The sequence below is a fragment of the Clostridium sp. UBA6640 genome (assembly GCF_002455975.1).
Classification (GTDB): domain Bacteria; phylum Bacillota; class Clostridia; order Clostridiales; family Clostridiaceae; genus Clostridium_J.
Genome location: NZ_DKLM01000056.1, coordinates 1 through 12,346, shown reverse-complemented (window position 1 = coordinate 12,346; position 12,346 = coordinate 1). Strand labels below are relative to the sequence as shown.

At 28.3% G+C, this 12,346-nt stretch carries 10 protein-coding genes; 8 read left to right on the top strand and 2 right to left on the bottom strand.

The window, feature by feature from the left end; all coding sequences use genetic code 11:
• Positions 1 to 170: 170 nt before the first annotated feature.
• Positions 171 to 623 (top strand): GNAT family N-acetyltransferase, encoded by a 453-nt coding sequence (locus tag B2W91_RS05960; protein ID WP_291579396.1) that lies wholly within the window; start codon positions 171 to 173, stop codon positions 621 to 623.
• Positions 624 to 1,022: 399 nt separating this feature from the next.
• Here the strand turns inward: B2W91_RS05960 and B2W91_RS05955 are convergent, their stop codons facing one another.
• Entirely contained in the window at positions 1,023 to 1,625 is a 603-nt protein-coding gene (locus B2W91_RS05955; protein ID WP_291579395.1) for a histidine phosphatase family protein, read from the bottom strand.
• 654 nt (positions 1,626 to 2,279) lie between these two features.
• On the opposite strand from B2W91_RS05955, the gene B2W91_RS05950 reads away from it, so the two are divergent.
• From B2W91_RS05950 to B2W91_RS05935, 4 genes are all read left to right on the top strand, one after another.
• Positions 2,280 to 2,567: a MazG nucleotide pyrophosphohydrolase domain-containing protein gene (locus B2W91_RS05950; RefSeq protein ID WP_291579394.1), complete on the top strand. Its 288-nt coding sequence runs from the start codon at positions 2,280 to 2,282 to the stop codon at positions 2,565 to 2,567.
• Between the two features lie 273 nt (positions 2,568 to 2,840).
• On the top strand, positions 2,841 to 4,892 hold the full coding sequence (locus tag B2W91_RS05945) for a methyl-accepting chemotaxis protein (protein ID WP_291579393.1): 2,052 nt from the start codon (positions 2,841 to 2,843) through the stop codon (positions 4,890 to 4,892).
• Positions 4,893 to 5,274: 382 nt separating this feature from the next.
• Positions 5,275 to 6,684 (top strand): glucose-6-phosphate isomerase, encoded by a 1,410-nt coding sequence (locus B2W91_RS05940; RefSeq protein WP_291579392.1) that lies wholly within the window; start codon positions 5,275 to 5,277, stop codon positions 6,682 to 6,684.
• Entirely contained in the window at positions 6,635 to 7,066 is a 432-nt protein-coding gene (locus B2W91_RS05935; protein WP_291579391.1) for a YaiI/YqxD family protein, read from the top strand. Before B2W91_RS05940 ends, B2W91_RS05935 begins: the two co-directional genes overlap by 50 nt.
• A 591-nt stretch (positions 7,067 to 7,657) precedes the next feature.
• Here the strand turns inward: B2W91_RS05935 and B2W91_RS05930 are convergent.
• Complete coding sequence (locus tag B2W91_RS05930) at positions 7,658 to 7,834, bottom strand: hypothetical protein (RefSeq protein ID WP_291579390.1); 177 nt, start codon at positions 7,832 to 7,834, stop codon at positions 7,658 to 7,660.
• Positions 7,835 to 8,118: 284 nt separating this feature from the next.
• On the opposite strand from B2W91_RS05930, the gene B2W91_RS05925 reads away from it, so the two are divergent.
• From B2W91_RS05925 to B2W91_RS05915, 3 genes are all read left to right on the top strand, one after another.
• The gene (locus tag B2W91_RS05925; RefSeq protein ID WP_291579389.1) at positions 8,119 to 10,125 is read left to right on the top strand and encodes a triple tyrosine motif-containing protein; all 2,007 of its coding nucleotides are present in this window, start codon (positions 8,119 to 8,121) and stop codon (positions 10,123 to 10,125) included.
• A 25-nt stretch (positions 10,126 to 10,150) separates the two neighbouring features.
• Positions 10,151 to 10,885, top strand: a complete 735-nt coding sequence (locus B2W91_RS05920; protein ID WP_291579388.1) for a lytic transglycosylase domain-containing protein — start codon at positions 10,151 to 10,153, stop codon at positions 10,883 to 10,885.
• 489 nt (positions 10,886 to 11,374) lie between these two features.
• Positions 11,375 to 12,091 carry a pseudouridine synthase gene (locus B2W91_RS05915; RefSeq protein WP_291579387.1) on the top strand — a complete coding sequence of 239 codons (717 nt, stop codon included), beginning with the start codon at positions 11,375 to 11,377 and terminating at the stop codon, positions 12,089 to 12,091.
• Positions 12,092 to 12,346 lie beyond the last annotated feature (255 nt).

Sequence of the window (12,346 nt, the reverse complement as noted above, 5' to 3'; positions counted from 1 at the left end):
AGAAGTGGTACATCTATATAAAAGTATACCCTAAATAAATTATAGATAAACTACAGAGGAAGGGTATACAATAAAACGACAATAAATCTTAAATGATAAATGGTAATCTTATATTATGAAGATAATGAATTAGGAATTACAATAAAGAAATTTTAAATTTTGGAGGAACAATGAAAATGGTTGATGAAATTAATATAATTACTTTTTCAAAGGAATATCAAGAAGGAGCTAAAAAACTCATTTTAGAAGGTATTAAAGAATATGTAGGAGAAATAAATATTAATTTCAATAAAGATCTTAATAATATAGAAGAGCAATATAAAGATGGACAATTTTTATTGGCTATCCATAAAGAAAAATTAATAGGTACAGGTGCTTTAATTTATAATGGAGAAATTGGCCAAATTGTTAGGATGTCTGTAGATAAGAACTATAGAAATTTAGGCATAGGAAAGAAATTATTGGATAAACTTATCGAAAATGCATTAAAGAGCAATACAAAAAAGATACTAGTAGAAACTACGAAAGATTGGGAGAGTGCGGTTAATTTTTATAAAAAATATGGATTTAAGTTTTTGTATTATAAAGATGATGACATATATTTTTACTTAGATATCAAATAACTAGCGTTTTTATTAAGATTTATGGATTAAATTAAAAACTATAAAGGTAATAGACAGAAAATTATCAACAAATTAGAAAATTATCAACAATCTAAACAGTTTTTATCTTTAATAATTATAAAATTGTGGATAACCTTGTGAAAAGTATTAATATACAAAAATAAAAATGAGAATTAGATTAAAAGAACTTAGCCAATGGAGAGTTTATGAAAATTATGAATTAAGTATGAAGAATGAAGNNATTAGTTTTAATCAAACTAATTCCTTTAATTAATTTTTTACTAGCAATATAATTGCTAGCTTTAATAAGTTACTGCGTAACTTCAAAAAAATCAATTTAAACTTCTCTTATAAAAGAGAAGTATCCACAATTCTTCATTCTTAATTATTAATTCTCAATTAGTCCAAGTGGCATATATCAGCTTCTTTAAGAAATTTTATCTCTCCATTTTCAACTTCTAATATTGTTAGGCAAGTATCATATATATATGGAGGATCCCATAAATTTCTTATTGGAAGATTCTTTAGCTTTGCTAATAGACATTTTATTACTACTGTATGAGTTACAATAAGTATATCACCGTCTTCATTATTTATTATTTCTTCTAAACCTTTTGAAACTCTTTCCATAACTTCAGGAAATGTTTCTCCATCTATAGGAGTATACTCATGAGGATTATTCCAAAAGTTATCATATTCCTTAGGATATTTTACTATTATATCATCGCTAAGCATACCGCCCCATGTACCTAAGTTCATTTCTTTTAAATAGTCTTCAGTAATGATTTCTATGTCTCTATCACCAAGGATATGTTTTGAAGTATCAATTGTTCTACCTAAAGGGCTACTATAAACCTTAGAGAAATTTATATCTTTTAAAGCTTCTCCAAGCTTTTTAGCATTGCTTATTCCCTTTTCAGTTAAGTTAGAATTTTTAAAGCCTTGCATTCTTTTTTCTGTATTCCATACTGTTTGTCCATGACGAGTTATGTATAATTTCATAATATCCTCCTAAATTAAATATTCACTCAATTATATCATAATATGCTGATGAGTTTTGAGGGATTATAAAGAAAAATACAGGATATATAGGTCAGAATAATTGTTAATATATAGACAAAGAAAGGCTGGATAATGTAAATTAAGGTAAAATTAATTCCCTCAAATTCTCAAGTCATGATGCTACGAATAAAGAACTTTTAAAGGTTTTGAAAATTGTACAACTATAGGATTTCCTAATGAAAATTTATTAGAGGGACTTAAAACTAAAATTGTAGGAGCCTATGGATAATAGTATTATCTATAGGTTCTTGGTTTTTAATAAATAAGAACATCATAATACGCTTTTAATTTTAAAAATAGGGTAATATAACTATTTATTATTAGTAAGAATAATATTAATAATTAAGAATAGCTTCATTCTTTAACTTATATAAATATATAGATGAGCTACTTTAAGATAATGCACAATTCACAATTAAGGGGGAAATTAATTCTTACAAATTAATTTCTTTAATGTATTTTTGATTAGCAATTTTATATTGCCAGTCATTATGGCGAACACTGCTTACCGCTACAGAATCAATTTTAAATTTCTCAGCTTCTGGTGAGAAATATACATGATTGTGAATTTACTAAATAATAGGGAGGGTTTTTATGAGTAATATAGCTATTAAATATCTTCAAGAAACTATTAGAAATAAAGATTATAATCCAGAACTAAAACAGGAGTATTTTTTAAAACTTATTGAAGAAGTAGGAGAGCTTTCAGAAGCCATTAGAAAAAATAAGAGAATGAAAGGTAATAAAATAAAAGGAACCATTGAAGAGAAATTATATGATATCCTTTATTACAATTTAGTATTAGCAAACGCTTATGATATAAATTTAGAAGAATGTTTTTATCTAAAGGAAGAGCTAAATAGAAAAAAATCCAAATATTAATTACTTCATAAAGCATTTAAAGTGAGATTCAATTCTCACTTTAAATATTTTGGAAAAAGATATAAAGATTAGTAGACTATTGACGAATCTTAAATTATTAAGGTATTAAAGCTTCTAATAAAGGATTATACACACTAGTATAAATACATTTATTAGAAGAAATATAAATTAATACCTAATTATAGGTATTCTATTAAATAAAATTATATTTATAAAGAAGATGTGGGATTTGATTTATGAATATAAACTAACTGAAAGGAAGTATGATTTATAATGAACAATCTTAAGAAGAAGAAAAGTACTAATAAGATTAAATTTAATTTTAAAAGCATTGGATCTAAATTAATAGCGACCTTTATAATATTATCCTTTATTAGCTGCTCGTCGTTAGCCTTAATATCTATTAGTATTTCCACCAAAGCACTCAACTCTATGGCAAATACCACCCTGCCAGAAACTGCAAAATTACTTTCATCCATGGTTTATGAAAAGTTGAATATTAGAAAAGAAATTCTTAAGAATTTAGCAGTAGATAAAGAAATTTCAGATCCAAATATTAGCATTAATGAAAAAGTAAAGCTTTTAGAAGCTAATGCAGAACTGGATAATTTTATACATGTTGGAATAGCTGATTTAAAAGGTGAATTGATTCTTACTGATGGCAAAGCTAATATATCTGAAAGGGAATATTTTAAAGAGGCTTTAAAAGGAGAGACAACAGTAAGTTCACCTATGGAAAGTATTAATGAAGTAGATAATGGGGCTACTATAGTGGTTTATTGTTCTCCTATAAAAGTAAGAGGTACAAATAATATTATTGGATTTATTGTAGGAATTACAGAAGCAGCAGTTCTTAAAGAGGTTTCTAGGATTAATATCGGAGAAACAGGTAGAGCTTTTATGGTAGATGATGCAGGAATTGTAATTGCTCATGAAAATGAGGAATATATAGGAAAGCTTAATCCTATTGAAGAAGCTAAAAAAGATGCCAATTTTTCAGGGTTGGGAAAATGTATTGAAAAAATGATGAAAGGAGAATCTGGTTCTGAAAATTATAAAATGAATGGTGAAGAATATTTTATGGCTTATGCACCTGTAGGGGATACAGGTTGGTCTGCAGCAATGAGGATTTCCGAAAAAGAAGTTTTAAAAGAAGTAAGCACTATAAAATATATGATAGTTTTATTTTCAGTAATTTGTATAGGTTTAAGTATAATTTTAATATTAATACAGGTCAGAAAGATGAGTAAAACTATGAAAATTTCAGTACAGCATTTAAACGGCATTGCAAGTGGAGATATGACAATTGAGGTTCCAAAGGATGTTGTGAGAAGAAATGATGAGTTTGGAGCAATGGGACAAGCTATGGAAAAAATGCAATGTTCTGTTGGCGCTATTATTAAAAGTCTAAAAGAAAAATCAGCTCAAATTGATGCATATTCGGAGAATTTGGCAAGTCTATCAGAGGAAATGTCAAGTTCATCAGATACAGTAGCCATTTCAGTTCAAGACGTATCTAGAGGAGCAGAAGATCAATCTAGTGATATTGCTGAAATAGCAGAAAGACTTGATGAATTCAATACTCAAATAGAAGAATCTGTAATAGGTCTTAGAGAAATAGAGGCTGGTACTGGAGAAATACAAATGCTTTCTAAGAATAGTAATGAAGGAATGGAAGGTGTTGTTATATCTTCAAATAATGTGAAAACTTCTTTTAATGAGCTTATGAATAAAGTAAATTCAGTAGAATCGAATGTAGATAAAATAAATGAAATTACATCAGTGATTAATAGAATAGCAGAACAAACTAATTTATTAGCGTTAAATGCAGCAATAGAAGCTGCAAGAGCAGGGGAAGTCGGAAGAGGCTTTGCGGTAGTAGCTGATGAAATAAGAAAATTAGCAGAGCAAAGTAAAGTATCTTCAGCAAATATAACGAGGCTTTTAAATGTTATATTTAGTGAAACTAATATAATGGTTAATACTACCTCTGTGGTACAAAATGAATTAATAACACAAAGAGATACAATAGAGGCAGCTAGAGAGTCTTTTGGAAAAATCACAGAAGCAGTTGAGGATATTAAGCCAAAGATAGCTAGAAGTGTGGAAATAGGAAGAAAAGTTGTAAGTGATAAAGAAATAATTTTAAGTAAAGTCCAAAATGCATCTTCTGTATCACAAGAAGTTTCTGCATCATCAGAAGAAATTGCAGCTATAACTCAAGAGATGAATGCATCCTCAGAAGAAGTAGCAAGTGCAGCACAAGAGTTGGCCTTTATGACAAAAGATATGAAAAAGGAAACAGATAAATTTATTGTAGAATAATACACTTAAAAGAATTAGTTATCTTTTAAGATGATTAACAAAAAGAGAGCTTACTTAGTAGTTATGCTCTCTTTTAATTTTTGAGTACTTATTATAGTGAATTCAAATTAAAAATTAATACTAATCAAAAGGAATTTTAAGGCTATTTTAATAATAATAAAGTATAATAAAATTAAACTATGTAAAAATTAGAATAGTTTAATGGAAATTGTATTAGTAAAAATCCTATTATATACTTATATAAGGTTTAAAATAGCTTATAGATACATAACTTTTTATTTTTAAAGACTTTATAGTATAACCAATAGGATTTTTGTATAAATTATTAATAAATGCTAAGTTAAATTTTAGCATTTATTATTTTATACGGAGGTATTTTTTAATGGGCAATGAATTATGCTTAGATCTATCAAAATGCTTACCTTATTTAACTGAGGATGAAATAATAAATTTTTCTCCTATGGTAGAAGAGGCTCATGAGATGTTAGAGAATAAAACAGGTTTAGGAAATGATGCCTTAGGGTGGTTAGATTTACCCATAAATTATGATAAAGATGAACTAGATAAAATTGAAACAGTAGCAGAAAAAATAAATAGCAATTCTGACGCCTTTATAATAATTGGCATAGGAGGCTCTTATCTAGGAGCGAGGGCTGTGATAGAAGCTTTAAAGCATAGTTTTTACAATAGTCTACCTAGAGAGAAAAGAAAAGGTCCCAAAATTTATTTCGTTGGAAATAATATAAGTTCTACTTATTTATCAGAGGTATTAGAGATGGTAGAGGATGTAGATTTTTCAATAAATGTTATATCTAAATCAGGTACAACTACTGAGCCAGCTATTGCTTTTAGATTTTTTAAAAGCGTACTAGAAGAAAGATACGGAAAAGAAGGCGCAAAAGAAAGAATTTTTGTAACTACAGATAAAAAAAATGGCGCATTAAGAAAGCTTTGTGAAGATGAAGGTTATGAGAGTTTTACCATTCCAGATGATATTGGAGGAAGATATTCAGTTCTTACTTCAGTAGGATTACTTCCGATAAAGGTAGCTGATATAGATGTTAAAATGCTTTTAAAAGGTGCAGCAGACGCAAGAGAAGAGTATAAAACAATGGATATTAAAAAAAATAATTGTTATAGATATGCGACCGCAAGACATTTATTATATATGAAGGCAAAAACAATGGAGATTATAGCTAACTATGAACCTTGCCTAATGTATTTTAATGAATGGTGGAAACAATTATTTGCAGAAAGTCATGGAAAGGAACATAGAGGAATTTTCCCTTCTAGTGTAAATTTTTCTACAGATCTTCATTCAATGGGACAATATATTCAAGATGGTCTTAGAACTTTTTTTGAGACTACAATAAACATAGAGGCCCCTAAAAGGGAGCTTATGATGTTTGAAGATGATGAAAACGTAGATGAATTAAACTTTTTATCAGGTAAAACTATAGATTATGTAAATAAAAAAGCTATGGAAGGTACTGAACTTGCCCATAATGAAGGAGGAGTACCAAACATAAGAATAAGTATAAAAGAATTATCACCTTATTATTTAGGTTATATGATATACTTTTTTGAAAAGGCTTGTGCCATAAGTGGATATCTTTTAGGAATAAATCCATTCAATCAAGAAGGTGTTGAAGATTATAAGAAAAACATGTTTGCATTACTTGGAAAACCAGGATATGAGAAAAGAAAAGAAGAACTAAATAAGAGATTAGAGGAAATAAGTGATGAGAATTTTAGTAGACGCAGATGCATGTCCAGCGAAACATATCATTGAAGAAGTAGCTGAAAATTTTAATAAAGAACTAATATTTTATTGTGATTTAAATCATGTAATATCTCCAAGCTATGGAGAGGTTAAATACATGGATAGCGGATTTCAAAGCGTAGATATGAAAATAGCTAATGATACAAAGGAAAAGGATATAATAATAACTCAAGACTATGGAGTTGCAGCCATGGTATTAGGTAAAGGAGCCTATGCCATAAATCCAAAAGGATATATATACACTGATGAAAATATTGATAAGCTTCTTTTTGAACGTCACATTTCGTCAAAAGTAAGAAGAGGTGGAGGTAAAACTTCAAATCCTAAAAAACGTAAAGATGAGGATGATGAAAGACTTTATAAGAACTTATTAAAATTAGTAAAAGAATAACTTATAGGAATTAAGTATGAAGAATGAAGAATGAAGAATTAAGGTTGAAATTAGTTTTGATCAAACTAATTTCTTTAATAGTTTTTTTGTAGTGGCGAACAGTGTTCGCCATTCTTTATTTTTTGAGGATTTATCAATTCACAGTTAAGGTCGAAATTATTTTTTAGAAAAATAATTTCTAAAATGCATTTTAAACTAGCAATACAGTTGCTAGTTTTCTGGAGAACACTGTTCTCCCCTACAGTGATTCTAAATTTCTCAGTGGCAACTGAGAAATATCCAAAATTGTGAATTTTGCCTTGTGAATTGTGCATTAAGCAAAATTGTCAATTTTCAATTGCCGAAGGGTGCAGTAGAGTTTGGAACAAGAATTTATAAATTTAACTAATACTATAGAGAAACTATAGAAATTAAGAATTAAGTATGAAGTATGAAGTATGAAGAATTATGGAGAAAATTAGTTTTGATCAAACTAATTTCTGAAATGTATTTCTAACTAGCAATGAAATTGCCAGTTATGTGGTGAATACTGTTCGCCGCTACAGATAAATATCTGTAATTCTTCATTCTTCATTATTAATTCTTCATCATTTAATCTCGATTTCTCATTTGTTCTGTATCCATATCTGGTTTTATTCCTTCAGGAAAGAGGAGTCCATTATTTGTACGTTCTATTACTGGATAAGAATCTTTAAAGTTTTGTATATCTACATCCGACTTTTTATATGTATAGGTTGGGTCATATAAATCTTTTTTACCTTTAGCCATTTTAAAAGCTCCTTTCTTAAATATAATATATAATAAAGTTTTTTAGTTATTAATCGATTATGATGAATAGATATTCGTAATGTTGATCAAACAAAGATGATTTATCTTATTATTGGAATTTGAGTGATAATTTATTCTTTTCTATATTTTGGAACTATAGTATAATGAAATAGGGTATATGAAACAAAATAAATGGTTAAATATGGAGTAAATGCTCTGGAAATATAGAAAAAAATTCCATTAAGTGTTTTGAGAATTATGAACTGGGGAGGAATGGGTAATAAATGAATGAAATGAATATTATTACAAACATGCAAAGTCCTCAAGAAAAGGGTACGGAAATAACTATTAGCATTGAAAATGAAATAGAACAAAATTTATTATATAAATTTCTAATTGGAAATGATGGAACTTGGGAGACTATTAAAGATTTTCAAAGTGATAGTTGTGTTAAGTGGCATCCTAAGGATGATGGAAAATATATAATAATGGTACAAGCCAAAAATGAAGGAAGTAAGAAGCCATTTGATTTTATGTCTAAAATAGATTACATAATTGGCAAGTGTGAAGAAAATTTAATAAAATCCATATATTTAGATAAAGATGAAGTTAAAGTTGGAGAAAAGATTAACTTAAATGTAGAGGGAATTTCGCCAGCTATAATGTATAGATACTGGATTAAAGAAAACTCTCGTTGGACTCTTTTAACGGATTATTCTGCTCAAAATAATTTAAGCTATACTCCAAAGCAGCATGGAGAAATGGAATTTTTAGTTGAATGTAAGAATATACAATCAAAAAATTTATTCGATGACTTTAAGTCTATAAGATTTGAGGTTCTACCAATTTCTTCATTGGAAATAACCAATTTTAGATGTATATCAACAGAGCTTTTAGTTGATAGTGAACTTATTTTTGAAGTAGAAGCTAATTTTGATGAGAGCAGGGTTATATTATATAAATTTGTTAAGATAAATGAATATGGAGAAGCAACTTGTATTCAAGATTATTCTACTAAAAGACTAGTTACTTTTAGTGAGAATAAAAAAGGAGATTATAAACTCTTATGCTTAGCTAAAGATATGTATTCACCTAAAGAGTTTGATGATAGAGCTATTATTCATTATAAAATTGCACCTTATAATCCTATTAAACTTCTAAGTTTTACTAGTGATTTAAGTTCTCCTCAAGTTATAGATACTGCTATAACATTAAAAGCAGTAGTATCAGGTGGAAAAGAATTGTTATATAGGTTTGTCATAGATGGCAATGAAAGCCAAACTACTAAATATAGTAATGTAAATAACTATCTTTGGAACCCTACAAAATGTGGAGAATATATTATTGAAGTTTATATTAAAGATAAGTCTTTTGATGGAGATTACGAGCTTAAAGAAAAAATGAATTTTACTATTGAGGAAGATTTTGTAGAAAAGGTAGAGATAGCTGAAATTTTATTTGATAAGAAAAGACAGCTTTTAGTTAAAGAACCTATAAATGTTAAAGTTATTGCTACTGGCGGAATAGAATTAAAATATAGTTTTATAGTTAAGAAAAATGATAGAATAGTCGATAAAATAGAATATGGATATAATAATTGGGTTGACTTTTCTCCGGAAGAAGTAGGACAGTATGAACTTGAAATTATGGTTAAAGATAAGCGATCTAAAAGAGAATATGATATTCATTCTGTAGCTTATATTGATTGCTATGAATATATTCCAGCTAAGATAGAATATGTTTTAACATCTAGTAAGGAATATTACCTAGTAGGAGATTCCATAGTATTAGAAGCGGTAATAGAGAATACGGAAAATAGCCTTATAAAATATAATATTAAAATAAATGGCCATGAGGTTGAAAAATCTGATTTTATATCAGAGAAAAAATTTAGATTTATTCCAAGATGTGCAGGGCGATATGTTGTAGATATTATGGGCAAAAATATTTCAAGTACAGTGGAATATGATAGTAAAAAAAGTTTAATTTTTAATGTATTAGAGGCACCACCAATTACAAATTGTAAAATAGCTATCGATAAGAAAGAACTTAAATGTAATGAGTCAATAAATTTTACAGTAAATTCTCAAGGTGGAAAAGATACAATATATGAATTTTACCTTATGGAAAAAGGCGATTGGAGATTGATTCAAAAGTATAGTAAAAAAAGCTATTATACTTTTATACCATTTAAAAAAGGCTTTTATAAACTATTGGCATTAACAAAAAGCAGTCATAAGAAAATAGCATATGAAGACTACGATATACTAGAGATTAAGGTAAACTCATAAAAGTTTTGAAAGATAGGTGAGAATTTTGACGGTACAAAACGTGGGGAACATTGAAAATAATACTATGAATAACATGCTGCCAATTATGCTAGCAACAAGCATGTTTAAAGGTTCAGGAGAAGGTGGCAGTGAAGGCTTTAATATGATTCTAAGCAGTCTTTTAAATGCCTTAAAAGAAAAGGATGAAGCCAGTAAAATTAATGGACAAGCAGCCTTAGGAGCAAATAATGATTTAACTCATATTACAGATTTAATTTTAAGATCTGACTATAATTTAGATGGAATTATAAGCAGAGGTACTAGCAGTGCTAGCTATCATGGAATTAGTAATGGATACATTTCTCCTACAACACCTGTAAGTGATGATATTAGAATTGAAAGTGCGATTAAAGAGGCTTCATTAAAACATAACGTAAATCAAGGTTTAATAAGAGCTATTATAAAGGTTGAGTCAGACTTTAATCCTCAAACTGTATCATGGGCAGGGGCAATGGGGCTTATGCAGCTTATGCCTGAAAATGTTAGCCATTATGGGGTCAATGATCCATTTAATATTGAAGAAAATATTGATGCAGGTACAAGACATATAAAAGATTATTTAGAAATGTTCAATGGAGATTTAGAAATGGCATTAGCAGCTTATAATTGCGGACCAGGAACTATGCAGTGGAGAGGCGTAAAAACTCATGCTGATTTTAATAAACTACCAGAAGAGACTCAAAATTATCTTGTGAAAATAAAACAGTATTACAACCCTTAAAAATCACCCATTTGGGTGATTTTTGAATTAAGAATTAAGAATGAAGGATGAAGAATTGAGGAGGAAATTAGTTTTAATAAACTAATTTCTTTAATAGATTTTTTTAACTAGCAATTTTATTGCTAGTTTTTTTCACCTCTNNTGCAGTATAGTTCGGAGCAAGACCTAATAAATTTAGCTAATCTTAAGGAGTATCTATTATAATTAAGAATTAAGCATGAAGAATGAAGAATTATAGTTAAAATTATTTTTGAACAAAATAATTTCTTTAAATAGATTTCTTGTAGCGGCGAACATTGTTCGCCATTCTTTTTTAATTTCTCAGTGGCAACTGAGAAATATCCATAAATTTTTCATTCTTAATTCTTCATCCTTAATTAAAAAATGATAATCTATAATTATCATTTTTTATGTCTTGTTTTATTTTATTCTAAATGTATATAATAAGGAGTGTTAAGTTTAGCCGTTGAAAGGTAGGATTAGAATATAATGGAAAGATTAGATAAAGTTTTAGCAAATTTAGGTCATGGAAGTAGAAAAGAAGTTAAGGCACTATGCAAAAAAGGAGAAGTTTTAGTTAATGGTGAAGAGGTTAAAGATAGTGCTATGAAAATTAACCCTGAAGTTGATGTCATTGAAGTTAAAGGGGAAGTTTTAAACTATAGAGAATTTATATATATAATGATGAATAAACCTGATGGAGTGGTAAGTGCTACTTTTGATAACTATGATGAAACAGTAATAGATATTTTAGACCCAGAGTATCAAGTATTTAAACCATTTCCTATAGGAAGGCTAGACAAAGATACAGTAGGGCTACTTTTAATAACTAATGATGGAGAACTAAATCATAAATTAATATCTCCTAAAAGTCATGTAGATAAGGTTTATTATGCGGAGATAGATAAAGCAGTTACAGAAGAAGATATTAAAGCCTTTGAAGACAGAATTACATTAGATGATGGATACCAATGTATGCCTGCAAAATTAGAAGTACTTAAAGCAGATGAAAATGGCTCAGAAGTTTTAGTTACAATTCAAGAAGGTAAATTCCATCAAGTTAAAAGAATGTTTGAAGCAGTAGGAAAATCTGTAGTTTATTTAAGACGAATAAGTTTTGGACCACTAAAAATAGATGAAAATTTAGAAGAAGGCACATATAGAGAATTAACAGAAGAAGAAATAGAAATGCTTAGAAATGTGTAGAAAAAACTTAAACAATGCACAATTCACAATTAAGGATGAAATTATTTTTAGGAAAAATGATTTCTTTAAATTGATCTTTTGACTAGCAATTTTATTGCTAGTTTTTTTGTATTGGCAAACTTTATCAATACACAATTAAGGTGGAAATTATTTTTAATTAGCAATGTAATTACTAGTTCCTTGAAGAGTTACTCCATAACTGTGAACTGTGCATCGTGAATTGTGAATTGAATTCGGATTGGCCCCCTAAAAGTG